General features: G+C 59.9%; 18 protein-coding genes. 6 read left to right on the forward strand and 12 right to left on the reverse strand.

The genetic code is table 11. The features are described 5' to 3' along the window. Positions 1 to 120: 120 nt before the first annotated feature. The 5 genes from HFRIS_RS24780 to HFRIS_RS11205 all read right to left on the reverse strand — a co-directional run bounded on the left by HFRIS_RS24780 (position 121) and on the right by HFRIS_RS11205 (position 6864). Positions 121 to 1917 carry a DEAD/DEAH box helicase gene (locus HFRIS_RS24780; RefSeq protein WP_006463450.1) on the reverse strand — a complete coding sequence of 599 codons (1797 nt, stop codon included), beginning with the start codon at positions 1915 to 1917 and terminating at the stop codon, positions 121 to 123. Positions 1918 to 1921: 4 nt separating this feature from the next. After that, positions 1922 to 3454 (reverse strand): hypothetical protein, encoded by a 1533-nt coding sequence (locus HFRIS_RS25235; RefSeq protein WP_006463451.1) that lies wholly within the window; start codon positions 3452 to 3454, stop codon positions 1922 to 1924. Positions 3455 to 3477: 23 nt separating this feature from the next. Continuing rightward, positions 3478 to 4137: a sigma-70 family RNA polymerase sigma factor gene (locus HFRIS_RS25240; RefSeq protein WP_152486684.1), complete on the reverse strand. Its 660-nt coding sequence runs from the start codon at positions 4135 to 4137 to the stop codon at positions 3478 to 3480. A 328-nt stretch (positions 4138 to 4465) separates the two neighbouring features. Further along, positions 4466 to 5770 (reverse strand): DNA cytosine methyltransferase, encoded by a 1305-nt coding sequence (locus tag HFRIS_RS24785; protein WP_081626847.1) that lies wholly within the window; start codon positions 5768 to 5770, stop codon positions 4466 to 4468. A gap of 641 nt (positions 5771 to 6411) precedes the next feature. Further along, on the reverse strand, positions 6412 to 6864 hold the full coding sequence (locus HFRIS_RS11205; protein ID WP_006463454.1) for a mobile mystery protein A: 453 nt from the start codon (positions 6862 to 6864) through the stop codon (positions 6412 to 6414). Between the two features lie 390 nt (positions 6865 to 7254). On the opposite strand from HFRIS_RS11205, the gene HFRIS_RS11210 reads away from it, so the two are divergent. Together HFRIS_RS11210 and HFRIS_RS11215 are read left to right on the forward strand one after the other, a co-directional pair. Then, positions 7255 to 8181: a type 2 periplasmic-binding domain-containing protein gene (locus HFRIS_RS11210; protein WP_039875339.1), complete on the forward strand. Its 927-nt coding sequence runs from the start codon at positions 7255 to 7257 to the stop codon at positions 8179 to 8181. 35 nt (positions 8182 to 8216) lie between these two features. Next, positions 8217 to 10553, forward strand: a complete 2337-nt coding sequence (locus HFRIS_RS11215) for a putative bifunctional diguanylate cyclase/phosphodiesterase (protein ID WP_006463456.1) — start codon at positions 8217 to 8219, stop codon at positions 10551 to 10553. Positions 10554 to 10580: 27 nt separating this feature from the next. Here the strand turns inward: HFRIS_RS11215 and HFRIS_RS11220 are convergent, their stop codons facing one another. The 5 genes from HFRIS_RS11220 to HFRIS_RS11240 all read right to left on the reverse strand — a co-directional run bounded on the left by HFRIS_RS11220 (position 10581) and on the right by HFRIS_RS11240 (position 17264). Continuing rightward, entirely contained in the window at positions 10581 to 13811 is a 3231-nt protein-coding gene (locus HFRIS_RS11220) for a CusA/CzcA family heavy metal efflux RND transporter (RefSeq protein ID WP_006463457.1), read from the reverse strand. A 55-nt stretch (positions 13812 to 13866) separates the two neighbouring features. After that, positions 13867 to 15135, reverse strand: a complete 1269-nt coding sequence (locus tag HFRIS_RS11225) for an efflux RND transporter periplasmic adaptor subunit (RefSeq protein WP_006463458.1) — start codon at positions 15133 to 15135, stop codon at positions 13867 to 13869. Positions 15136 to 15143: 8 nt separating this feature from the next. Further along, on the reverse strand, positions 15144 to 16415 hold the full coding sequence (locus HFRIS_RS11230) for a TolC family protein (RefSeq protein WP_006463459.1): 1272 nt from the start codon (positions 16413 to 16415) through the stop codon (positions 15144 to 15146). Between the two features lie 66 nt (positions 16416 to 16481). Continuing rightward, entirely contained in the window at positions 16482 to 16922 is a 441-nt protein-coding gene (locus HFRIS_RS11235; protein ID WP_244436287.1) for a cobalt transporter, read from the reverse strand. 51 nt (positions 16923 to 16973) lie between these two features. Continuing rightward, positions 16974 to 17264: a DUF4148 domain-containing protein gene (locus HFRIS_RS11240; RefSeq protein WP_006463461.1), complete on the reverse strand. Its 291-nt coding sequence runs from the start codon at positions 17262 to 17264 to the stop codon at positions 16974 to 16976. A gap of 231 nt (positions 17265 to 17495) precedes the next feature. Here HFRIS_RS11240 and HFRIS_RS11245 point away from each other — a divergent pair, with 231 nt between their 5' ends. Beyond that, positions 17496 to 18167, forward strand: a complete 672-nt coding sequence (locus HFRIS_RS11245) for a heavy metal response regulator transcription factor (protein WP_006463462.1) — start codon at positions 17496 to 17498, stop codon at positions 18165 to 18167. Further along, positions 18164 to 19582 (forward strand): heavy metal sensor histidine kinase, encoded by a 1419-nt coding sequence (locus HFRIS_RS11250; protein WP_006463463.1) that lies wholly within the window; start codon positions 18164 to 18166, stop codon positions 19580 to 19582. The genes HFRIS_RS11245 and HFRIS_RS11250 overlap by 4 nt, the downstream gene beginning before the upstream one ends. On the opposite strand, the gene HFRIS_RS24790 is transcribed toward HFRIS_RS11250, so the two are convergent. Beyond that, positions 19533 to 19871 (reverse strand): helix-turn-helix domain-containing protein, encoded by a 339-nt coding sequence (locus tag HFRIS_RS24790; protein WP_006463464.1) that lies wholly within the window; start codon positions 19869 to 19871, stop codon positions 19533 to 19535. The two genes, HFRIS_RS11250 and HFRIS_RS24790, sit on opposite strands and share 50 nt — an antisense overlap. Positions 19872 to 20132: 261 nt before the next feature. On the opposite strand from HFRIS_RS24790, the gene HFRIS_RS11255 reads away from it, so the two are divergent. Beyond that, positions 20133 to 21410: a DUF445 domain-containing protein gene (locus tag HFRIS_RS11255; protein ID WP_006463465.1), complete on the forward strand. Its 1278-nt coding sequence runs from the start codon at positions 20133 to 20135 to the stop codon at positions 21408 to 21410. 22 nt (positions 21411 to 21432) lie between these two features. On the opposite strand, the gene HFRIS_RS11260 is transcribed toward HFRIS_RS11255, so the two are convergent. Then, complete coding sequence (locus HFRIS_RS11260) at positions 21433 to 23055, reverse strand: acyl-CoA synthetase (protein ID WP_420865061.1); 1623 nt, start codon at positions 23053 to 23055, stop codon at positions 21433 to 21435. Between the two features lie 386 nt (positions 23056 to 23441). Between HFRIS_RS11260 and HFRIS_RS11265 the strand changes: the two genes are divergently transcribed. After that, positions 23442 to 26228, forward strand: coding sequence for a type VI secretion system Vgr family protein (locus HFRIS_RS11265; protein ID WP_006463467.1), 2787 nt, complete (start codon positions 23442 to 23444; stop codon positions 26226 to 26228).

A 26228-nucleotide genomic window follows, 5' to 3' on the forward strand; every position in this document is an offset into this window, starting at 1 on the left:
AATCTGAGAAAAAGAGGGCCCATATATGAGAAATATATGGGCCCTCTTTTCTTAATTCCGATGCCTCATGGACAAATTACGCGATTCCTTACGTAACGGATCAAGAGATCGTATTCCAGTTTAACTATCCTGGGGAAGGGCGCTTAGCAGTGCGAGAGTCTCGTCTAGCATGGTGGTACGTATCAGAGGCCGATCAACAATATCACCCAGCAATGATTGCGCCGACTGTTCTTTGCGCAAGAGACGTTGATATTCGACTTCCTCAATAGAGTTTTCACATATAAGTACGATGTACTCAACAGGGCGTTGCTGTCCACGTCTATGTATTCGATCTAAACTCTGTAGATAGTGTGCGGCTTGATTGGACATCGACTCATAGATCGCAAAGCGAGCGCTATGTAGAGTAAGGCCAGCACCTGCAGCAGCAGGGTTTGCAATAAACAATTTCGTATTTGGATCTTGTTGAAACCGTGACACAGCAGACTGTCTATCTTCGACAGATGATACAGCTCCATCGTAGCGAACAGCCCCATACCTTTCATATCGTTTCATCAGGAGGTCAATAGTTCGCGTGTAAAACGACCAAAGTACGACCTTCTCATTCTGGACGACGATTAATCGCTCAAGAATATCGTCCAATGCCTGCACCTTAGCTGGGGTGGCATCATAACGTTCTGTTGCTGCCGCCGGATTCGAGCATATCTGAAGAAGCATCGAGCGCTGGCTAAGGAAGTTAGTAATGGTTCGCTTAAACTCTATGTCGGATGTCGCTTGGATTTGCTGCACTAAGGCCGCTAGCGCAGCTCGATAGAGTTCTGCCTGCTTGGCCTCCATTTTTACAAGGACTTGCTGAAAAGACTTCGTTGGCAAGCCAGGTAAAACATCTGCTTTTAAATTTCGTAGATAAAGACCACGTGTCTCGATGGTGGTTTGAACGATAGGAAGCGCAGCTTCCCGATCATCTGGGATATCTATGCCATTAAATGCAAGACCAAAATCAACGAAGCTGATTTGCTGCACAAGATCAATCGGAGAGTTTGGTGCAGGCGTGCCACACAGAACGTAGGCTCGACCGCACCATTCTCGGAGACGACGTAACGTAAGAGTACGGCGAGCATCGGCTGACTTGATAAAGAATGACTCGTCTACAACGATAATGGCTCGACCTTCAAATGATCTTAGAAATGCCTCCAGTTCTCGCTCAAGAGAGACTGCCGTCTCGAAGTTTGTAATTACTACATCAGGCCTCTGATTTAACGTTTCAGCCTTCTTTCTCACGCTACCTTCGGCCACCGATACACGGTACGTATCATCCATAAATCGGTGCAAGTCCTTGGGCCATTCTCCGACCATACTTTTTGGAGCAACGATGAGCATGAAATCTACTTCGTTTCGATGTACTAATTCATCGTAGGTATAAATCATGCTCACGGTTTTTCCTGCCCCCTGCTCATCAAACAAGCAAAGACCTGGTCCCGTAGCAAGAGTCATTGCCGCCACATTCTTCAATTGATGTTCGTCCAAGACTTCAAATCGACCATCGTCGTTTAAAAGTCGAGCGACGATACTTCTGTCACCGTCGCGCACGGCAGCCACTTGGGAAACTAGGGCCTCATATTTTTGCTTTAGCTTGTACCTATTTTTTATGTACTGCTTTGCATCTCCGGACCACTTGAAGGCGCTACTTTTAAACTTCCAAAGTTTTTCAGCGGCGGGGAGCGATAGCGCCACGCCTTGCGCAGTTCTCCGAATATCTTCATCAGGAAAGATCCGTTTTAACGTCGTCAGAAAAAAATGCGGATCGACATGACGGTAAGGCACAAGATAAAGAGAACTGAGATCGGCGGCCCGAACCACATCCGCAATAACTGCGCCCTCCAATATAGTTGGTTGCATTTTTTTGATTGCGCTATCCATAGATTTATTGATAGGTGCTATCTGTGGAACTATTGCGATCCATGATATCCGTAACAAACTTTAGGGCATCGTGCAGATCTTTAACATTCGCTGGACTAATTTGGTTGGGATCTTGAAAGATACCAACAGGGAGCTCGAGTAGCCATTTCACGAACACCTCAATGCGAGCGTTTTTTCCTATTTGCCGTTGTTCGGCCTGTTTGGCTTTTCCCAGTGCGATCGCGCGATCTACATTGTCCTGGATCTCTTCTCTTTTCTCGACGCTTGTTATTTCAATCTCTGCCTGCTCATGAAGCGCATCAATAGCGACCTGGTTGTCCATGATGTAAATGAGGTCACGAATTTGGCGCCAATTTTTGAATTTCCCGGCATACAGAAGTTCGAATACGAGATGCTTGAAAGTTGGGTTTCGTCCCAGCTCATATCCTAATTTTCCGGAAGAAACGCCTTTTGTAAGCTCATCAAAGTACTGGAAGTATTGAGCCGCCTTATGCTTGACTTCGTACTTGTCACGTCGTTTTTCAATGATGTGATAATCCTCGAATTCGGTCGCGCTAGTGACCATTCGGATGTAGCGTGTGACGACGGAGACATCAGATCCGAGCGCAAATTTTTTAGAGATATCACGCCGAATTTGTAGCTGACGACTTGATCCAGCTGTTGGGTCAAGAGCCAAAGCAGATTCCCATTCCAGATGAACCTTTCTCGCCTTCACGTATTCAGGCCACTCCTGTTTGTGATCATTTTCAAAATTTAAAGAAACAATGATTGCTTGTTCGTCATCTTCGTCTGAATGCTCGGTGAGCCTCCAAACTAAAATATATTCGACGCGCTTTTTCTGCTCGATTGTGAATTCATCACTGGTGAGAATGTAGTAGCAGGCAGCCAAGCGCCGATTTCCATCCAAAAGTCTGCCGTTGAAAGAAAGAATTGGATATTTTCGGAGGCCATTCGCCGCGATACTTCTGGCCAATGCGGGAATGCCGAATTGATCTTCCTCCGTAACGCCATCGAGCTTCAAATGGCAGAACATGATGTCAAGAAGCTCTTGCGGAGAAGGTTTACGGCCATATTTTTTGGCGAACTGCTGAAGATGAATCTCGATACGCTCGTTCGAATCCCAAAGATCAATATCTTTAGTTCTTACAAAGCCTTCCGTCAGCGCTACTTCGCGCATATGGAATGTGGGAGTGGGTTTGACAGGATGTGGAGATATTCCCTTGTGTTCCACCATTTCAATCGGATTATTACCTACTTGTAGATCTCTGGAATTCAACTCGCGCACCTTAATCAATTCATCGGCCAATGATGAAAGTTGCTCTACAACCTGAGACTTATGGTCGCCAGAATCCAGCTTGCGTTGAATCGCATTAATAACCTTGTCAATGAGCTTGCGTATTTCTACCGAGTTAAGCAATTCGCTATCTTCTTCTTGGAAAATCAAGTCGATTTCCGTTCCAACGTCTGCTGAAATCTCATGCGCCCGTTCGATTAAACGAGTGAATTCACGATTCAGTTCTTCAGTAATCTTTTCCATTTTTCTTTTCCCTATCGTATTGGTTATAGTGAATCATCTTCGTCAGCAACCTGATATTGCTCAAAGTGATATCCCGCAGCTTCTGCAAGTTTGGTGAGTCGTTCAATTGCACGATTTTTCAATCGTCGAACTGTGTCTTCTTTCAAGTCGGTTATTTCAGCTATCTGGCGATCTGTGATGTCAGGTATTCCTTTCTCGATAGCATCTAAGAGGACGTCCATTACCCGACGGATGTTTTCCTGCCCTATTTGAGGTAGGAGTTGGCGCGCTTGTGCTAACGCTCTCTGCCTCAATGTATCCCTCATATGATTTTCAACCTGTGATTTCGAGCTTGAAGGTGCTTCTATTCTCTCCTCAGCTCCAGGCAGAAATGGGAGTGGCTTATCTGCCGCAAGATCGCTTGCGAGATTCTTTGTTGCTTTAAGAAGATATGAATGCAACGAATTAATGTTGCGCCCTTGGCGTAAAGCCTCAAATGCACCAGAAACGGCTTCCGCTAGACAGTCATCAACTTCTTCGGAGGATAAGGCTCCAAAATATTGCTTTCGGACAAAATGTGCCAATTTGTCCATGAGAGAACTTTCGAAGAGGTGTTTAACCATTCCAGCGGCATTGCCCGCTCGGCCAGCTTCTTTTGCGAGTCTTTGTTCCGCATCGATTTTTTCTTTATCTGCTAGCGCCATCCTCTTTCCTTTTGAGCATTTCTTGTGCTCCCTATCCTAGAGTCTCTGGCTGGGACAGGCATTACTCTCGACGGCTTCTTTGCAGGAGCTCGTCTTAGCCCGCGATCTTTTAGTGGTACGGTATTTCGGTATCCAGTCCGTACAGGAGAGTCTGCATTTGGGACAGGATATGGGTGCTAAATCCATGGTCATCTGAAATTTCCTATCTGGCAATCTATGCAACTTTGTTTTCTGACACACAAGTACAAATAAAAACGCCAGGCATCAATGCCTGGGGCGTTTTTGTTTATCTTGACTAAATGTTAAGCGCTACAAGAAAAGCGATGAATCATGCTGCCTTGGTGACTTGAGTTGTCGCAGAGTATTGCGTGGAGTCAGAGCGTTTTTTGAGACGCGACTGATCCCATTCAGTAGAGTTCTCATTTCCATTCTTTTTCCGCATCGAAGGTGGATTAAGCATGGTGACGGGTCTAGAAGCCATCCGCCTGACAAGGTCTTCATTGTGCGTTTCTACAGTACCTAGTTGCGCAAGCCCATTTCTACGATTCCATGCATCAAGGATGGCCATCCCTAACGCTTGACCTAAACCGGTAGGTACGGCATTGCCAATCTGACGGTATTGGCTAGATATAGATCCAGAAAACTTCCAATCATCAGGGAATTGCTGAATTCGCGCATATTCTCGAACGCTCAAGGGGCGCAATTCGGTAGGGTGGCATAGCATCGTAGCCTTGGCGTTGGGTGTCGTAGGCAGTGCTGGGCTAGGCTTGTCCCAGCTTAATCTGCGGAAGAAACCGCTGCGCCCTCCCCATGAGTGATACGCACCGCCCAATGCTTCCTTTTGATCTGCTTCCGGAAGATCTCGCCAGTTGCCACCTTCTGGGATCATCTTTAGATATTTCTCTTGCGATGCAATTAACTTGGCTCCGGGTGAATCGATTTCGCTAAATCGCCCGATTGCACTTCTCAAGCTAGCCCATTTCTTCTGATGCTTCTTTGGATGCTCAGCATGAGTTGGCTTCGGTAAAGTAATGCGCTTTCCGTCGCGAGAACCGATAAAAATTATTCTCTCTCTTGACTGGGGCGTGCCGAAGTCGGCCGCATTCAATACGTCAAAGGCGGTGTAGTAATTTAGACGTCTGAGTTCGGTCACGATCACTCTGAAAGCAGATCCCAGTTCTTCTTCCGCTTCCAGCGGCGGGAAGCCTGGCCCTCTCTCGTTAAGAGGACGGTGCTTTATCGCGGCCGAAAGCATCCCCTTCACGTTCTCCATAAGGAAGAACTTGGGCCGCGTTTCCTCCACCACTCGCATGAAATGGCGGAACAGGCCGCCTCTAGGGTCACCGAGGGATCGACGAGCTCCTGCAGTGCTAAAAGATTGGCAGCTTGGTCCGCCGGAAACCACAAAGGCTCCGCCAGCTTTTAGTCCGGCCTTCTTGAGCATCTCGGCGGTAGAAACGTCTTCAATTTTGCTTTTGATGACCGGAAGGCTTGGTCTATTAGCTTTAATTGTAGCGACCGCCTGTTCATCGCATTCAACAGCAAGTACAACCTCGAATCCAGCAGCTTCTAGGCCAAGATCGAGCCCCATTGCGCCAGAAAATAAAGATATGACGGGTATCTTCTTTGGCATCTTCATTGTTCCTTTGACGACTTTGTTTCCTGATTCTTACTGTCTCTACGTCGAGGAGTATCCCAATATGGACTTTTGCAATGAGGGCAAACCTTCGGCAACGTGGACGAGCGACGAACCCAGGTATGTTCGCATCGGCAGCAGCGTAGGCCAGGTAAAAGCACTTCAAAAGGATTCGCGGGCATAGGTGTAGGTGGCAAAGCAATTTTCTGACACTATAACCGCGAAAATAAAATATTACCAAACATCAAATTTAAATATATTCTCTTAATTATAATAAATAAAAAATATTGTTTTAAACATGTGTTTATTAAAATATTTTTATTGATATATAAATATAAATATATACCTATTAGGAAGTGTTTGCGATCTCTACAGCCGCTAGGTCTGCAAACCTTTAATCGGAAAGTCCAGAGCCGCGGCCTTTGAACAGCGAGCAAATGGACGAGCGGTTTAGATCTCTGGTTCGAGACATATCAGCTTCCGATAGACCTAAAAGGATATGAATGGGACTTCGGCAACGCCTCACCTAAATTGCTGAAAGAACAATCGTCATTCAGATCTAAGAACTCTGTTCATCCCAGCTCGTGCATCGTTGAGAGCATGATGTTCTTCAAGTTTATTCTGACCTGCTTATCGCCCTAGTCCGACCAGCGGCCGCACAGCAGCTCTTCCGTCCTGCGCTCGACCTGCCTGCCCACTATTTCGGCACCTGGCCGCTGGTCTTCCAGGCCCATGGTGTGGGCGACGCCAGCCACTTCTTCCCGGGCGATCGCGCGGGCCTGTTCCTGCACGACCTCAGTGAGAGGGCGGCGCGGAACCAGAGCGTACACCAGCTCGCAGTCCAGCCCGTCGGCAAGCTTGCGAAGTTGCCCGAGCGTGATGCGCTCGTCGGCCTCGGATTGTTCGGACTTGTGCAGGGTCGGTCCGGAAATGCCAAGCCGCTGCGCCTGTTGGCGTTGGGTACGACCTAATGCTTCGCGGATAAGCTTCAGCCATCCTCGAGGCGGGACCTGGCGTTTGGCCAGATCCGCGTACGCGGATAGCTTGGCTTGCAACTGCTCAAGGCGAAGCTGGTTCAGTTCAGGTGACATTGCTAGCCTATAAGCTACTGAGATGACCATTAATGATAGCTGATAGGCTAGCAAGTGGAAATTTTATGCTTCCGTTTAAGGCAGCTAAAACTGTAGATTTGCTTCCGTTTGATGAAGCAATTGTCTGGCCGTGGAGACCACATCGGGCCTGTACCTTCCCCGCTGATGGCTAGAAACAAGAATCCGGTCTGAGCAGGGCAAATCAGCCCCCTTCTCTTCACACAAAATCTCACATCCTCACGCAAAACACCAATTACATCGCCGATTTCCCACCCATTGCGCACAGCTGTGCCATCCCGCCACACCCCACCCCCTCCCCGCCCCACAAAATCTTGCACATCCCCTGATGCTTGCATACCATCGAATCTCACTTCGATCACACCGCCCTGTATGAGTAACATCAAGACGAGCGCCCGAACAGTTGCCGCAGTCTTGCTCGTCCTGGTGATGGGTGCGTTCTGCGCCAATATTGCCCGCGCCCAATCCAACGCCAGCCCCGACCCCGCCCATCACGTCATCGAGATCAAGCTGGCCGATCTCAACGATGACAACCCCCTCATCGATTACCGCAAGGCCGTCCTCGAACTGGCGATGCGGGCGACCGGCAAGCGCTTCTCCATCAAGGGTTGCCAGGTGGCCGATGTGGCCACCTCCGACCAGCGCTTCGTCCAGCTGATCCAGGCCGGCCAGTACTGCAACCTGATGACCACCTCCGCCGGCAGTTCCATGACCCGCGGGCTGGAAGGCATTCCCTTTCCGATCTACCTCGGCGGCGGAGGCTACCGTGTGCTGATGGCCAATACCGCCAGCCTGCAGCGCGCCCGGGATATCCGTACCCTCGACGACCTGCGCAGGTTCCGCATCGGCTCCGGTATCGGCTGGACCGACACCCACATCATGCAGGCCAATGGCCTGGACGTCGTGCAGGGCAACTATCTCAATCTCTTCGAGATGCTCAAGGCCAGGCGCTTCGACTTCTATAACCGCTCGGTCTTCGAAGCGGGCGGCGAGCTGGAGACCTACGACCGCGACCACCAGCTGGCCATCGTGCCGGACCTGGTGCTGTACTACCCGGTGGACCTGTTCTTCTACACCACGCCGGGGCGCGACGATATCCGCGACGCCCTGCTCGACGGCCTGCGCAAGATCCACCGCAGCGGCGAGCTGGCCGAGCTGATCCGGCAGCATCGCTCCACGCGCCAGGCGCGCCAGTTGCTGAAGTCGACCCACCCGCGCGTCATCGTCCTCAACAATGATCGCCTCACGCCCCTGGAGCGCAAGGCCATCGAGACCTATCGCCTGGACTGGTTCAAATAAGCGGGCTTCGCCCTCGTCACGTTCTCTGCACGACCATGAATAAGAAACTCAATAGCCTCGGCGTCTATATCGCCATTGCCATGCTGGTGGCGCTGTGCCTGCCGGTGGTGCTGGCGCTGACCGTGCTCAACGGCGTGCGCGAAAAGCAGATCGGTATCGAGATGCAGGCACTGGTCAACGAAAAGGCGCAGACCATGCAGCACAGCCTGGTGCTGCCGGTGTGGAGCCTGGACAAGTCCGACATCAACGCCGTGCTGCAAGGGGCCATGCTCGATCCGCAGGTGGTGTCGGCCGAGATCACCGATCCCGATGAAAAGATCATCGCCCGCGTGGAAGACGGGCAGCGGCGCCTGGGCAATATCATCTCGCGCAGCGTGCCTTTGGTAATGCAGCAGAACCATCAAAACGTGAGCCTGGGCAGCCTGCAGCTGATCGTGTCGGACTACCAGCTGCAACGCAAGCTGGCCGCTGACAAGAGCTTCCACACCCTGGTGCTGCTGGCGCAGGCGGTGGCTTCGCTGATCATCATCGGGCTGCTGGTCTATCGTCGCATCCTCCGGCCCATCGGCATGCTGACTACAGCCACCGAGCGCATCGAGCGCGGCAGCTTCGATGAACGCATCGCCATCCCGCAGCAGGATGAAATCGGTCAGCTGGCGCGCCATATGGAATCGATGCAAAGCAGCCTGAAGGCGCTCTTCGATGAACAGGCGGCCATTCTCGGTAACATCCCGGCGGGGGTGCTGTTCGTGCGCGACGGCAGCATCGTTTTCGTCAACGAGGCCGCCCAGGTCCTGCTCGGCAGTGCGGACAGGAATCTCGTCGGCCAGCCCGCCGAAGAAGTCTTTGTCGAACCAGCCCAGCAGGCGGCCTACGTGGCGCAGGCGGTGGCCCGTTCCAGTGGGGCGGCCGGCGAGATCGTGCTGTTGCGCCGGGGTGATGGCGGCAGCTTCCCGGCGGAGTTGCATACCTCGCTGATCGATCCGGCGCGGCCGGCGGACCAGATCTGGGTGGTCATCGATGTCAGTGCACGGCTGGATGCGGAGAACCGTATCGACCGCCTGGCCTTCTATGACCCGGTCACCCAGCTGCCCAACAAGACGCTCTTCATGGACCGCCTGCGACGCGGTCTGGCGCGACGTCGCAGCAACGGTACGGCCGGGGCGGTCTTTGTGATGGAGATCAGTCGGGCCGATCTCTCCTATGGCGGCGCCAGTTCGGAGGAGATCGAGCAGTTGCTGGTCGAATGTGCGCGCCGCTTCTCCGGGTGTGTCACGCCCGAGCAGACCGTGGCACGCCTGGAGGGCGCGAAGTTCGCGCTGGGCAGCGAGATCCGGACCCAGGACCTGGCCGAATGCCTCCGCTTCTGCGAGGCGCTGGCCCATCGCATCATCGCCACCTTCACCGATCCCCATGCCCTCGCCGCTGCGCGCTTCCCTTGCGCGGTCAACCTGGGTATCAATATCGTCCATGACGATCATCACGGCGCGGCCGAACTGCTGATGCAGGCCGAGCTGGCGATGGTGCAGTCGCGCCTGGCCGGCCGCAATACCTTCCGCTTCTTCGACCCTGCGATGCAGGCGCTGGCCAACCAGCGCAGCCTGCTGGAAGCCGAACTGCGCCAGGCGGTCGCGCAGCGCCAGTTCATCGTGTATTACCAGCCGCAGGTGACCTATGAGGGTGAAGTGGTCGGGGCCGAGGCCTTGCTGCGCTGGAAGCATCCGGAAAAGGGCGTCGTCGCGCCGGGCGGCTTTATCTCGGTGGCCGAAGACATGGGCCTGATGGAGCAGATCGGTCAGCAGGCATTGCATGCCATCTGTGCCGATCTGCAGGCCTGGCAGCGCCGGGGGCTGGCGCATGAGCTGGTGGTGGCGGTGAATGTGTCGGCGCAGGAATTCAAGGTGGACAATTTCGTGGGCCGCTTCCGCGAGATCATTGGCAAGTATCGCCTCCACAGCCATGCACTGAAGGTGGAGCTGACCGAAAGCATGATGGTGGACCAGGTCGAAGACGTGATCGCCAAGATGCAGATGCTGAGGTCCAGCGATATCTCGATCTCGCTGGATGATTTCGGGACCGGTTACTCGTCGTTGTCCTATCTGGGGCGCTTCCCCATCGACCAGATCAAGATCGACCAGAGCTTCGTGCGTGAAATGGAGAAGGATGCGGCCATGGCCAGCATCGTGCGCAGCATCATCATGCTGGGCCAGAGCCTGAACCTGTCCATCATCGCCGAAGGGGTGGAGACGCAGCAGCAGCGCGACCTGCTGCATGCGCAAGGCTGTTCGCTGTACCAGGGCTACTGGTACGGCAAGCCCATGCCGGGCGAGCAATTCGTCGAACTGCTGACGACGCCGGATCGCTTCCGCTGATCCGCCTGGCAGGGCTGCCGCTGGACATCAGCGCCGGGCAGTCCGATAGCCAGGCAACCACTTCATCCAGCGCGGGCTGCGCGTCGTTGCGCCCGGGCGCTCAGCTTCGCCCTCCTGGACCTCCTCGTCCCCCTCGTCCTCCCTATGCGTCATCCGATACAGCAGCGGCAACACCAGCAGCGTCAACGCGGTGGAGGACAGGATGCCGCCGATCACCACCGTAGCCAGCGGGCGCTGTACCTCGGCACCGGTGCCGGTGGCCAGTGCCATCGGCACGAAGCCCAGTGATGCCACCAGCGCCGTCATCAGCACCGGGCGCAGGCGTGTCATGGCACCTTCGTGGATGGCTGCATCCAGGCTGCGACCTTCCTCGCGCAGGCTGCGGATGAAGGAGATCATCACCAGCCCGTTGAGCACCGCCACGCCCGACAGCGCGATGAAGCCCACCGCTGCCGAGATCGACATCGGAATGCCGCGTGCGGCCAGCGCCAGGATGCCGCCGGTCAGCGCGAAGGGAATGCCGGTGAAGACCAGCAAGCCATCCTTGACGTTGTTGAACATCGCAAACAACAGCACGAACACCATCAGCAGCGCCACCGGGATGACGATCTGCAGGCGTTGCGTGGCCGATTGCAGGTTCTCGAACTGGCCGCCCCAGGTGGTCCAGTAACCGGTGGGGATGCGTACCTCTGCCTGCAGTGCCTGTTCCGCATCGGCCACGAAGGAACCCAGATCGCGGCCTCGTACGTTGGCGCTGACCACGATGCGGCGCTTGCCGTCTTCGCGGCTGACCTGGTTGGGACCGGGGGCGATGTTGAGCGTCGCCACCTCGGCCAGCGGGACATAGCTGATGCGGCTGGCGCCCTCCTGCAGCGGCAGCGCGATGGGCAGGCGGCGCAGGGCGTCCAGATCGGCGCGGGCGGCCTCGGGCAGGCGCACCACGATGGCGAAGCGGCGGTCGCCCTGGAACAGCGTGCCGGCCTGGGTGCCGCCGATGGCGGTGGCGATCGTGTCCTGCAGGTCGGACACGTTCAGGCCATAGCGCGCCAGTTTCTGACGGTCGATGTCCACGCTCAGCATCGGCAGGCCGGTGGTCTGCTCCACCTTCACTTCGGTGGCGCCGCGGGTCTTCTGCAGCACGGCGGCGACCTTGGCGGCGGTGTCGTTGAGCACGGCCATGTCGTCGCCGAAGATCTTGACCGCGACATCGCTGCGCACGCCCGAGATCAGTTCGTTGAAGCGCAGCTGGATGGGTTGCGAGAACTCGTAGCTGTTGCCGGGGATGCCGGCTACTGCCTGCTGGATCGCCTCGCGCAGTTGTGCATGCGTCTTGCGTGGCTGTGGCCATTGCGACTCCGGCTTCAACATGATGTAGCCGTCGGAGATATTGGGCGGCATCGGGTCCGACGCCACCTCGGCGGTGCCGGTGCGGGCGAAGACGCGTTCGATCTCGGGGAATTGCCGCATCAGCGTCTTCTCGATCTGCTGCTGCATCTCCAGCGATTGCGACAGGCTGGTGCCGGGGATGCGCAAGGCCTGGATTGCCATGTCACCTTCGTTCAGGCTGGGCACGAACTCGGTCCCCAGGCGCGTGGCCAGCACCGCGCACACCACGATCAGCGCACCGGCAAAACTGAGCACCACCGGCTTGTTGTCCATGACGCGTACCAGCAGCGGCGCATAGAGCCGCTTGGCCCATTGCATCAGGATGTTCTCCTTCTCCGAGACGCGTTCGCCGATGAACAGCGCAATGGCCGCCGGGATGAAGGTCACCGACAGGATCATCGCGCCCAGCAGTGCCGCCACCACGGTGAAGGCCATGGGCGTGAACATCTTGCCTTCCACCCCGGTCAGCGCAAACATGGGCAGGTACACGATCATGATGATCAGTTGCCCGAACAGCAGCGGCCGGCGCGCCTCGCGGGCGGCGGCGAAGACCTCATGGAAGCGCTCGCTGCGCGTGAGCGGGCGGCCGTGGTGCTGCTGCGCATGGGCCAGGCGGCGTACGCAGTTTTCCACGATCACCACCGCGCCATCGATGATGATGCCGAAGTCCAACGCACCCAGGCTCAGCAGGTTGGCGCTGACCTTGTTGGAGACCATGCCGGTGAAGGTGAACAGCATGGCCAGTGGAATCACCATGGCCGTGATGATGGCGGCGCGGATGTTGCCGAGGAAGACGAACAGCACCGCAATCACCAGCAGCGCGCCTTCGATCAGGTTTTTCTTGACCGTGGCGATGGCCTTGTCCACCAGCACGGTGCGGTCATAGACGGTGATGGCCTCGACCCCGGCTGGCAGGTTGCGGTTGATCTCGCGCAGCTTCTTGTCCACCGCCTGCGAGACCGTGCGGCTGTTCTCGCCGATCAGCATGAAGACCGTGCCCAGGACCACTTCGCGCCCGTTCTCGGTGGCCGCACCGGTACGCAGTTCACGTCCCATGCCGACCTCGGCCACATCACGGATGCGGATGGGCACGCCGCGCACATTGGCCAGGATGATATTGCCGATGTCTTCCAGCGAGGCCACCTGGCCCGGTGCGCGGATCAGGTATTGCTCGCCGCGCCGTTCGATGTAGCCGGCGCCGACATTGCTGTTGTTCTTTTCCAGGGCCTTGATGATGCTCTCCATGGTCATGCCATAGGAGGCCAGGCGTTCGGCCGAGGGGGCGACGTGGTATTCGCGGGCGTAGCCGCCGATGGTGTTGATCTCGGTCACCCCCGGCACCAGCCGCAGCTGCGGCTTGATGACCCAGTCCTGAATCTCGCGCAGGTCGGCTGCGCCATAGGGTGTGCCATCGGGTTTGCGGGCGTCCTCGCGGGCTTCCACGGTCCACAGGTAGATTTCACCGAGGCCGGTGGAGATCGGCCCCATGGCCGGATCGATGCCAGCGGGTAGTTGGCTCCTGGCCTGCTGGATGCGCTCGTTGACCAGTTGCCGCGCAAAGTAGATGTCGGTGCCGTCCTTGAAGATGACCGTTACCTGCGACAGGCCGTAGCGCGACAGCGAGCGCACCTGTTCCAGTTGCGGCAGGCCCGACATGGCGGTCTCGATGGGGTAGCTGATGCGCTGCTCGGTTTCCAGCGGTGAATAGCCGGGGGCGGCGGTGTTGATCTGCACCTGCACGTTGGTAATGTCGGGCACGGCGTCGATGGGCAGCTTCTGGTAGTTGTAGACCCCATAGGCCGCCATGCCCAGCACCGCCAGCAGGACCAGCCATCGATGCTCGATGGCGAAGCGAATGATGCGTTCAAACATGATCGTCGTCTTTCAGAATGGTGGGAGTGGTGTGACGCGATGGTCGCGATCCGCGTCAGTGGCTATGCTCCGCCGCGCCCTTGCCCAGCTCGGCCTTGATGGCGAAGCTGCCGCTGGCGGCGTACTGCTGCCCGGCTTGCAGGCCGGAGAGGATTTCCACCGACTTGCCGTCACTGCGCCCGGTGCGCACTTCCTGCGCCTTGAAGCCATCGTCCACCCGCACGAAGACCACGCTCTTGTTGTCCACCGTCTGTATCGCTTCCGCATCCACGGCCAGTGCCACCTCGCTGGCCTCGGTCATCACATCGACGGTGACGAACAGGCCCGGACGCCAGCTCTCTTGCGGATTGGGCAAGACCACATGGGCCTTGGCGGTGCGGGTTTGCTCCCCGATCAGGGCGCCGACATAGGAGATGCGGCCGGTAGCGTTCGCCTCGAAGGCGGTGGCGCGCACCGCGGCGGCGCTGCCCACGCGGACCTTCTGCAAGTCCTTGGGCGAGACGATGATCTCGGCCCATACGCTGGAGAGGTCGGCGATGATGAAGGCGTTGGCATCTTCGCGCACGGCCTCGCCCAGGCCCAGGTGCTTCTCGACCACGGTGCCGTCGAAGGGGGCGCGGATCTCGTGCCGGTTGAGGGCGCCGCTACCCGTTCCGGTGACGCCGATGGCGCGCAGCTTCTGGCGTGCATTGCGCACAGCGACCTCGGCTTCCTGCAGGGAGAGTTGCGCCTGCTGGTAATCCTGTTCGGCCGAGATCTTCTGTTCCCACAACTGTTTCTCGCGTTGCCAGGTGCTGCGTGCCAGGCTCAGGCGCTGTTCGGCGTTGAGCAGTTCGGAGCGCTGCTCGGAGACGGCGCTGCTGCTGATGACGGCCAGTACCTGGCCCTTGCGCACCTTCTGGCCCAGCGTGGCCGAGACCGATTCGACCACGCCGGCGACCTGCGGCACCACATGCGCGGTGCGGTCTTCGTTGAAGCGAATCTCGCCCGGCAGCTGTAGCCCGCTTTCGATGCGCGTTGCGCCGACCTGCTTCAGGGTGATGGCGGCGGCAGTGATCTGTTCCTGGCTGAGGGCGACCTTGCCTTCTTGCTCTCCATGTCCTTCCTTGTCCTCGTCGTGGTCTTGATGGGCTCCGTGGTCGTCATGGGCTGGCTTGCCGTCGGACCCGTTTTTTTCCTGATGGTCATCCTCCTTGTGGGCGCCCTCTTCCTGATGCGTAGAGGTGGCTTCGGTGCCGCCCTGGCCCTTCATCAGGGTCCATCCGCACAGCAGCGCGGTAATGGCGATGATCGCGGCGATGGCGAGTTTCTGTTTGCTGGTCATGGTGGTTCTCATTGCAGGTTGAGGGGGGCGTCGCCGGCCAGGCGATCCAGTTCGGCGGCGGCCTGGAAGGCGGTCGACAGGGCTTTCCAGTACTGCGCCCTGGCCTGGAAGTAGGTGCGCTGCGCGTCGAGCACGTCGAGGAAGCCGAACTTGCCCAGCGTGAAGCCGGTGCGGGCGGCCAGATAGGCGCTCTGTGCGCCGGGGACGATGTCCTGGCGCAATGCCAGTGCTTCGGCCCGTGCATTGCGCAGGCGCTCGTAGGATTGCGCGGCGTCGTTCTGCATCTGCAGTTCGACCAGGGCCAGTTCGTCACGCGCCTTGTCGGTGCGCTTGATGGCTTCCAGTTCATTGCCGCGATTGCTGTCCAATACCGGGATGGGCAGCGAGAAGCCGACCACCCACATGTTGCGTGCGGCCTCTTCGTCGCGCTTGTTGCCCAGCGAGAGCGTCAGGTCGGGAACGCGCTTGCTGCTTTCGATGCGTGCCAGCGCGGCGCGCCGTTCCACCTCCAGTCGCGCCAGCTGCACCGCCGGTCCCTTGCCCACGCGTGCGGTGAGGTCGGCGATGGCCGGCAGTGGCGGCAGGGTCTCAAGCGCGGTATCGGCCAGCACGAAGTCGGCCTGCCGGGCGTTCCACAGGCTGGCTAGCTGGCCGCGCGCGAGAGTGGCGTCACTCTCGGCCTGCTGGCGTTCCAGTTGGGCCGTGGAGAGCGCCAGTTGTGCCTTGGTCTGTTCTACCGGCGAGACCTTGCCGGCCTGCACGCGCCGCGCAGTCATATCGGCAGCGGTCTGCGCCAGCTGCACCAGTTCGGCCGCCAGGCGCTGGCGCTCACCGGCCAGCAAGGCCTCGTGATAGGCGCTGGTGACGCGGCTGCGCATTTGCTGGCGCAGGCTGGCGTATTCCAGCCTGGCCATGTCCAGCTGGCGCTGCGCCGCATCGATGCGGGCGCTGCGCTTGCCACCCAGTTCGATGGGCTGGTTGATCTGGTAGGTGGTGGTGCGGCTGGCCTTGCGGGTGTCTTCCATCAGCGCGGAAAACTCCGGATTGGGGCGCGCGCCGGCTTGCATCAGGCTGCCTTCGACCGCTTCGATTTCCAGGCGGGCGGCCGACAAGGCCTTGTTGTGGGCGGCCGCCAGGTCCAGTGCGGCGGCCAGGGTGAGGACGGGCGCCGCGTCGGTGGATGGTGCCGAAAACGGGACAGCAACGGGCGGCGTGGCCTGGGCCACGGCCAGGGTCGGCGCGAGCAGGGCAAGCGCCAGCATGGGGATATGCCGGTACATCGAATTCTCCAGTGGTGAAAAGGGGAATCCGGCGAGTGCAGAAAGAAGGGAAGCGTGCTCGCCAGGCTAGGCGGCGAGCGGCCAGTTGGGCTTGTCTGGCCCGTCGGCGATGTGGGAGTTGGGATGGGGCGCGATGGTGCTGAAAACGTCAAGCGTGGTGCAGGTCTGTTCAGCCATCGGCGCGCCCTGCCATTGCATGGATTTCATGCAGGACAGCTGGCAGACCGCGCAGGCCGCATCGGCGTCGCCACCCTGCCCCGCGTTGCCACGGCCGTCGGGGGAGGCTTCGTCGCCGGCTGGTGCAGCAACGTGTTCATGGTGGCCGGGATGGTTGGTGGGTGCGGCACCGTGGCTTTCCTTTTCCGGCTGGCAATAGCTGGCCACTGCAGCCCACGAGAGCTGCAACGGCAACAACAAGGCCAGGAAAAGAATCAATGCACGCATGAAGAAGACGTGGGTTTGGCTACCGGCCCGGGACAGGCAGGTAGCCACGATGGGGGCTGTCACCGCAGTCACGGCCACAGCCGCCGTTACCGCTGCGGTAACGACCGGCGCCGATTATGCCCCGTTGTAGAGCGAGGAGTCAAAGGCCTGGTTCTGGGTGCTGCTGTCCTGCAGGGAGGGCTTGGCGCCGGCGGTCTGCATCGGCTGGCCGAGTTCGGCCGCCTTCAGTTCGGCGACCACGTCGGCGCGGGTCTTGGTGCCTTGGTATTGCACCACCGGATAGTTGTTGCGGGCCGACAGGTTGGCCTGGTCGCGGGCTGCTTCGGTGGGGACGGTGGACTGGGCGAAGGCCGACAGGGAGAAAGCGCTGACCAGGGTGCCGATGACGAGATGCGAGATTTTCATGATGAAGCTCCTTTGAGAAGTGGTTCCACAAGGCCCAGTTCGATGCCCGCCCGGATGGGTGGCGTGCATCGGCCAGGGCCGACGCGATGACCAGTGGTGTGTCTGGCGTATCGTTGGAATGGATTCTAAGGAGCCGGTCCGCTCAGAAAGATTGCCCAGTCATTACAGATTTGTAATGAATGCCCGACGGGGCTAGTTCACAATATCGGCTTATCCGTCAGGAATCCGATCATGCATATCTTGTTGGTGGAAGACGAGCCCAAATCCGGCGACTATCTGCAGCGCGGGCTGACCGAGTCCGGCTTTGTCGTGGACTGGGTGCAGACCGGCGTGGATGGCCTGCACCATGCGCGCACGCTGGACTACAAGCTGATCATCCTGGATGTGATGCTGCCTGGCATGAACGGCTGGGATATCCTGCGCGAACTGCGGCGCAGCCACGATACACCGGTCCTGTTCCTGACCGCGCGCGACGAGGTGGAAGACCGCGTCAAGGGCCTGGAACTGGGCGCCGACGATTATCTGGTCAAGCCCTTTGCCTTCACCGAACTGCTGGCGCGGGTGCGCACCCTGCTGCGCCGTGGCCCCAGCCGCGAGGCCGATGTCATTGATTACGACGATGTCGTGGTCGATGTGGTCAGGCGCAAGGTGACGCGGGCCGGCCAGCGCATCGACCTCACCGCCAAGGAATTTGCGCTGCTGCACATGCTGATCCGGCGGCCGGGCGAAGTGTTGTCGCGCCCGCAGATCGCCTCCCAGGTGTGGGACATGAATTTCGACAGCGATACCAATGTGGTCGACGTTGCCGTGCGCCGCCTGCGTGCCAAGCTCGATGACGGTTTCGACAAGAAGCTGCTGCATACCGTCTGGGGCATGGGCTACGTCTTCGAGGCGCGCCAGTGAGCCAGCGCGCACCGGCCTCGATGAGCCTGCGGCTGGTGGTGCTGTTCGGGCTGCTGGCCTTGCTCATTTTCACGGCGGTGGGCAGCTATCTCTCGCATTCGCTGCATGTGCAGCTGGAGCGGCGCGACGATGAGGAACTGGCCGGCAAGTGCCGCTCCATCAATCATCTGGTCGAACATGCGGCGTCGCTGGACGACATCCTGGCGCGCCGTCATCTGGTACTCGATACCCTCTCCGGTCACGATCAGCTGCTGGTGCGCATCGCCCGTGCCGACGGCAGTACGCTCATGGAAAGCCACGACCCGTCCAGCGGCACGCCGGGTCTGGACCTCTCGCGCATCGACCTGCGCACCTGGGACAGTATCCAGTCGCTGCACATCGGCGATCTGCGCGCCCGCTATATCGCCAGCAAGCCCGTCACCCTCTCGGGGGAACAGGCCGTGGTGCTGGTGGTGCGCACCGCCTCGGACCGCATGCAGTTGCTGGCCGACTATCGTTCCGACGTATGGTGGGCGGCCAGCATCGGGACGGTCCTGGCGACCTTGCTTGGATTTTTCCTGGTGCGCAGCGGCTTGCGGCCCTTGCGCATGATGGCCCTGCAGACGCGCGCCATTTCCGCCAATCGTCTTGATACCCGGCTCGATCTGCAGGCCGCGCCGCGTGAACTGCACGAGATCGTGCAATCCTTCAATGAGATGCTGGACCGGCTGCATCGCAGCTTCCAGCAACTGAGCCAGTTTTCGGCCGATCTGGCGCACGACCTGCGTACGCCATTGAACAACCTGATGGTGCAGACCCAGGTGGCGTTGGGCAAACCTCGCGGAATCGATGAATACCAGGCCCTGCTCAGTTCCAATATCGAGGAGTACGAGCGTCTGTCGCGGATGATGGAGAGCATGCTGTTCCTGGCCCGTGCCGAGAACGCCCATGTGGTGCTGCAGATTCAGGACCTCGATGTGGCGCAGGAATTGAATCGCATCGCCGAGTATTTCGAGGGCATCGCCGAAGACGCCCAGGTGGGCATCGCGGTCATCGGCAACGGGCGCATCCAGGCCGACGTGATGTTGCTGCGGCGCGCCGTCGGCAATCTGGTGGCCAATGCCATCCGCTTTACGCCGGCGCAGGGCAGCATCACGATCGCAGCCAGCACCGTCGATGGCGCCACCGTCATTGCGGTATCCAACCCCGGCCCGGGCATCCAGGCCGACCTGCTGGAGCGCATCTTCGATCGCTTCTATCGGGCCGATCCCTCACGCAGCAGCGCCAGTGGCTCCAGCGGGCTGGGACTGGCGATCGTGCGGTCGATCATGGTGTTGCATGGTGGCCAGGCGGGCGTGAGCAGCATGCCGGGCCGTGAGACGGTGTTCACCCTGCGCTTTCCCATGGCGCAGGCAGGTTCGTCAGGTAAGGCCTGAAGGCCAGGGGCATCGGCCGGACCGGGGTCTCAGCGGGAATCCTCGCTGGGCAGCGCCAGCAGGGTATGCCGCATGAGATCGGGCAATTCCATCTCCAGGGCGATGGCGGGGCTTCCATGTTGTCCACGGAGATATTGCGATCTCCGCGTTCAACCTCGCTCAGGTAGGTGCGACTGATGTCAGCGCGGAATGCCAGTTCTTCTTGTGACATCTCTTTAAGCCGGCGAACTCTGCGAACGTTTTGTCCGAAGATGATGCGGGCGCTTGGTGGAGTCTCTGTATTTTTCATGTGCGCAAGGATCGGGCGGCTAGGGGTGACGGTCGATTAGCTACAATTACAAACGCACAAACTATCCGTGACAAACACTTATACCTGCGAATCTCTCGCGGAATAATCGAAAAATAACGAGATTGTTATCGTAGTTTGGTTGAGTATTTCTTCGAAAAAGCTCTAGTTTTTCTTCGAAATAATCAGAACTTTCGCTGTTGATTGTTGCTCTTTGTCTCATCCCGCGAGCAAAAGGACCTTCATCACACGCACTGCATCGACATGGACAAATCACAAGCCTTGCGTCGCGCCAAACGATTGGCCCTGATCTGCCTGCTGGCGGCGATGACGCTGTTCGTCGGCGCGTCGCTGGCGCCGCCTTCGCCGTGGAGCGGCCTGCTGCGGGCCATGGCCGAAGCGGCGATGGTGGGCGCGCTGGCCGACTGGTTTGCGGTGAGCGCCTTGTTCCGCCATCTGCCACTGCCCTGGTTGTCGCGGCACACCGCTATCATCCCGCGCAACAAGGATCGCATCGCCGACAACCTGGCGGTGTTCGTCGAAGAGAAATTCCTGAGCCCGCAATCGCTCGCTGCGCTGGTGCGTCGGCACGATCCGGCGCAGCGCTTGTCGGCCTGGATGGCCGCACCCGAGAATGCCGCCCGCCTGGGCAGCTACATGGCGCAGGCGGTCGGTGCCGTGCTCACGCTCACCGACGACCGTCGCATCCAGGCCTTCGTGCGCGACGCCTTGCATGCGGCATTGGGCAAGCTGGACCTGTCGCGCTCGCTGGCGACCATCCTCGATACCCTTACCCTGGACGGCCGTCACCAGCAGTTGCTGGACCGTGCCATCGTGGCACTGGCCGAACTGCTCAATCGCGAAGAGACCCGCGCCTTCATCGCCGAACGCATGGTGGAATGGTTGCAGCGCGAATATCCCAAGATCGAAAAGCTGCTGCCATCCAACTGGATCGGCGAGAAATCCGCCACCACCCTGGCCGATATCCTGGACAAACTGCTGAGCGGCATCGCCGAGGACCCGCAACACTCGCTGCGCCAGGCCTTCGACCGCCAGTTGGCAGGCTTCATCGAGCGTCTGAAGCAGGACCCCGCCCTGCGCGAGCGTGCCGAGCAGATCAAGCGCGAGGTCCTGCAAGGCGAGGCCGTGAACGCCTATGTCGGCAGTCTCTGGGAGAGCTTGCGCACCTGGCTACGGCAAGACCTGGAACGACCCGATTCGGCCCTGCAAGCGCAGGCTGCTGCCGCCACGCAGTGGATAGGTCGCGCCCTGCAGGAGGACGCGGCTTTGCGCGCCTCCCTCAACGATCACCTGGAGCGGGCCATGGCCAGCCTCAGCCCGGAGGTAGCGCAACTGCTCACGCGCCACATCAGCGACACCATCAAGCAATGGGACAGCGCCGAGCTGTCGCGCCAGATCGAACTGAACATCGGGCGCGACCTGCAGTACATCCGCATCAACGGCACGCTGGTGGGGGGATTGATCGGCGCCCTGCTGTTCGGCCTGTCATGGTTGATGCAATGGGCCGCACACGGGCCATGACGCCTGGGCAGGGTGAACCGGACTACTGATCCATCTCCTTGAGGGTCTTGCGCATGATCTTGCCGGTGGCCGTGGTGGGCAGCGCATCGACGAAGGCGATCACGCGCGGATATTCATGGGCTGCCAATTGTGCCCGCACATGCTGCTGCAGCTCGGCCACCAGTGCCTGGCCCGGTGCATGGCCCTCCTTGAGCACCACGAAGGCTTTCACCACCTCGGTCCGCAATGCATCCTTGGTGCCCACCACCGCCGCGATGCGCACCGCCGGATGGCGCATGATGCACTCCTCGATCGGCGCCGGCCCGATGCGATAACCGGCGCTGGTGATGACATCGTCATTGCGGCCCAGGTAACGGATATAGCCCTGTTCATCCATGTTGCCCAGATCCCCCGTGAGGAGGAAGTCGCCGGTGAATTTCTCCTGTGTGGCCTCTTCGTTGCGCCAGTAGCGCAGGAACATCACCGGGTCCGGCGCACGGATGGCGATGTTGCCGACGGCACCGCGCGCCACGATCCGGCCATCCTCGTCGACGATCTGCACATCGTGGCCAGGCACGGCGCGGCCCATGCTGCCCGAAGCACTGGGATAGAGCTTCGACGAGGATGAGACCACCAGATTGCATTCGGTCTGGCCATAGAATTCGTTGATGGTGATGCCCAGTGCTTCGCGTCCCCAGGCGATCAGGTCATCACCCAGTGTCTCGCCGCCGCTGGCCACGCTGCGCAGCGAGAAATTCCACTGTTCCCGGGGTGAGGGTGTCCCGCGCAGCATCTTCAGGGCGGTCGGCGGGAAGAACACATTGCGGATGTCATGCCGCGCCAGCAGGCCGAACACGGCCTCGGCATCGAACTTCTCCAGGCGCCGCGCCACCACCGCCACACCGTGATACAGCGACGGCAGCAAGACGTCCAGCAGCCCTCCGATCCAGGCCCAGTCGGCCGGCGTCCAGAAGCGGTCGCCAGGCTGCGGGAAACTGTCGTGCGAGACCTCCACCCCCGGCAGATGCCCCAGCAGCACGCGATGTGCATGCAGCGCTCCCTTGGCCTTGCCGGTGGTGCCGGAGGTATAGATGATCATGGCCGGATCGTCGGCCCGTGTTGCCAACGCCTGCGGCAGCGGTGCCGCCGCGCGCAGGCGATCCCAGAAGTCGGTGGTCTGCGGCAGTACGATATCGGACTGCTCCACACAGAACACCACCTTCAGCGCCGGCAGTTCGCCGGCCAGGTGGACCTTGTCCATGCCGCTGCTGTCGGTCACCAGCGCCGCCGCTTCGCTGTTCTGCAGCCGATAGGCGATGGCCTCCGGCCCGAACAGGTAGAACAGCGGCACCGTGATCGCCCCCAGCTTGTAGGCGGCGATATGGGTGATCACCGTCTCGATGCGTTGTGACAGGTAGATACCGATGCGGTCCCCGCGCCCGATGCCGGCCTCCGCCAGCACCTGGGCAAACTGGTCGCTCAGGGTCTTGAGCTGGTCGTAGCTCCAGGTGGTGACGCTGCCGTCGGCCTCCTCGCTGATGATGGCGGGACGGCCACTGCCATCGGCCCAGCGGTCGCAGGTGGCGATGCCGATGTTGAAGAATTCGGGGATCTGCCATTGGTACGGCGCCGCTTCCTCGTGGCGGTAGTGCGTGCCATTGATCACGGTGCGTGGCGGGATGGTGGGATTCACTTCTGGTCTCCTTCGGGTGTCGGGGCCGTACGGTCCCGGGTGGTCCGGTGGGCGCTGCCTACGCGGGCGCGCCTCTGATTTGTGGGTCAGGCCGGTATGAGCCTGTCTTTCACCGCCTTGGCCTTGTCGCAGCATGCGGGACTGCGTGCAGGCCGTCCATTGCTGCATGCATGTGCGGCAATGCGTGTTATCGAATTCTAACGAAAATACCCTTCAACAGTCTTCCTCGCCGCGAAGCTTGCGTATGCCGCCGCTAGCATAACCGCCTCAATCGCATTGCGTCCTACCCCATTCCATCTATAGCTCTGCCGTCCTGCATGCCCCCGGCACCCAGGCGGATTCGCATCGAGGACCCTGGCATGGTTTTCCGCTCTCTGAAGGAGTCGCTTACGGGCTACTCCGACATCGCACGCAGTATCCATTTGCGGCTGATGCAGCCGCCACCCGCCGAACCCGGGCCGGCTTCCGCGCCGCGCCTGGACGAGCTCCTGCTGGTGACCCACGTCTCAGGCCATGAGGCCGTCTGCGGTGCATTCGAATACCGTCTGCACTGCATCTCCGCCCAGGCCGATCTGCCGCTCAAGGACTTTATCGCGCTGCCCGCCGAGATCCGCTTCGTGACCGATCGTGGCCAATTGCGCCGGGTGTCCGGCCTGATTGCCGAGGCCAGTGCCGGTGAAGTCGAGGACGGCCTCGCCAGCTATCGGCTGATCCTGCGTGATGCCCTGGCGCTGATGGGCCAGCGGAGCAATACGCGGGTCTTCCTGCATGCCAATGAGCTTGATGTCACGCAGGTGTTGCTCTCCGAGTGGCGCACCGTCAATCCCGTGCTCACGTCCTGCTTCGACGTCGACTGGAGCCTGCTGGCCGAAGGCTATCCCTTGCGCGAATTCACCATGCAGCACAACGAGTCCGATGGCGACTTCCTGCGCCGGCTCTGGAAGCGGCGCGGCATAGGCTGGTTCATCCGCCCGGGCGAGCCGGCACCCGAGGACCGCACAGGCCGGCCGACCCACACCCTGGTGTTATTCAACGATGCCTTCCAGTTGCCGGCCAACGCCGCCGGCACGGTGCGCTATCACCGAGATCATGCGCCCGGCGAACAGGACAGCATCACGCACTGGAGCGCGATGAGAACCCTGCGGCCCGGCAGCGTCAATCGCTATGGCTGGGACCACGCCAAGGGCGGCCCCATGCACAGCCGGGAAACGACCCGGGCGGACCAGGGCATCCTCGGCAGCCGCTTCGCCGCCAGTGTGGATGACTACCGGATCGATGCCCCGCGTACCGGCAACGACGCGGAAGACTATCGCCAGCTTGGCAAATTGCGCATGCAGCGCCACGCATACGAATCCAAATCCTTCCAGGCCCGCTCCACTGTGCGCGCACTGCGCGTGGGCGAGTGGATCACCGTCGAAGATCATCCGGAGCTGGACAGGCATCCCGCCCACGAGCGGGAATTCATTATCACCAGCCTCGACGTCGAGGCCGAGAACAACCTGCCGCATAGCCTGGCGACCAAGGTGAAGGCCTTGTCGCTTCGAAACCGATGGGAAATAGGCGACGAGGATGGACACCAGGGCGTTGAAAGCGCGAATCAAGGTGCGCCCACCCGGACGTTCCGCTACCGCAACCATTTTTCCTGCGTACGGCGCGGCACCCCGGTGGTACCGGCCTTCGATCCGCAACAGGATGTGCCAACGCCCCGCCTGCAGAACGCGCACGTGGTCGGTCCCCCCAACGAGGCGGTGTTCTGCGACGCGCTTGGCCGGGTCAAGATCCGGTTTCCCGGTACCCGCATCGAGGATCATCACCACGCCAATGGCGCCGGTGCCAGCGACAGCGGGCGCGACTCGGCCTGGGTGCGCGTGGCCAGTACCTGGGCCGGCAACCAGTGGGGCGCGATCAGTCTGCCGCGGGTGGGCGAGGAAGTCATCGTCGATTTCCTCGGCGGTGATCCCGACAAGCCCATCATCATCGGTCGCGTACACGGCGCCACCTCCCTGCCGCCCAGCTTCAGCGACATCGGCGCCCTACCGGCCAACCGCTTCCTCGCCGGCATCAAAAGCAAGGAAGTCCGAGGCCACCGCTACAACCAGCTACGGCTGGACGACACGCCGCGCGAAATCAGCGCGCAGCTCGCCTCCCAGCATGGCTACAGCGAACTGAACCTGGGCTGGCTCACCCATCCCCGCGACCAGGGTTTTGGGACCGCGCGGGGTGAAGGCGCGGAGTTGCGCACCGACCAGTCACTGGCCCTGCGCGGTGGACAAGGCGTACTGATCAGCGCCGCCGCACGCCCGGCCGCCAGTGGAGGGCAACTCGACAGGCAGGAGTTGCTCGGTCTCATGACGGCGCTGCAGGACGTCCAGCAGCAACTGGCTTCCCTGGCACAGACCCACCGCGCCGGCGACACTGAGGCCCGCGCCCTGAGCACATTGCGTGAACGCCTCGAACGCTGGGAAGCCGGCAGCAACACCGACAAGGAAGGCAGCGGCGGTGGGCGCCCCATGGTCGCCATGACCGCGCCCGCCGGCGTCGCCATCAGCAGCGAAGACAGTATCGCCATCGGCGCACAGACCCAGATCGACATGATCAGCGTGGGCAACACCCAGCTTTCAGTGGGCAAGAAGCTGCTGGCCCGCGTGGCCGAAAGCATCAGCCTGTTCGCCCATCGGTTGGGGATCAAGCTGGTCGCCGCCAGCGGCAAGCTGGAACTGCAGACGGACGCCGACAACATCGAAGCCACCTCTGCCAAACGCATCGTTCTCACCGCCGCAGAAGAAATCGTGCTGCAGGCACCGCGCCTGCGCTTCGTTGCACAGGGCGCGCAGATTGATCTCGGCGGCGGCGCGATCACCCAGCAGAGCAGCGGCGACCACGTCATCCGCTCGGCCGATTTCCATCACCTGGGCGGTGCAGACGCGCACGTTCCCGAGGTCACCCTGCCGGTCAGCAATGTGCCGACTGACGAGCGCTTCATATTGGCCCGCCGCGGCAGCGGGCGACCCCATGCGCACCAGCGCTACCGCATCGAACTTGATGATGGCAGCGCCATGGAAGGCATCACCGACGAGCAGGGCCGCACCGAGCTGAGCCAGGACATGGCCTTGCGCATCGCCCGGCTGCATCTACTGAAGGAGTAG

Origin of the sequence: Herbaspirillum frisingense GSF30, assembly GCF_000300975.2 — a bacterium.
In the GTDB taxonomy this organism is placed as follows: domain Bacteria; phylum Pseudomonadota; class Gammaproteobacteria; order Burkholderiales; family Burkholderiaceae_D; genus Herbaspirillum; species Herbaspirillum frisingense.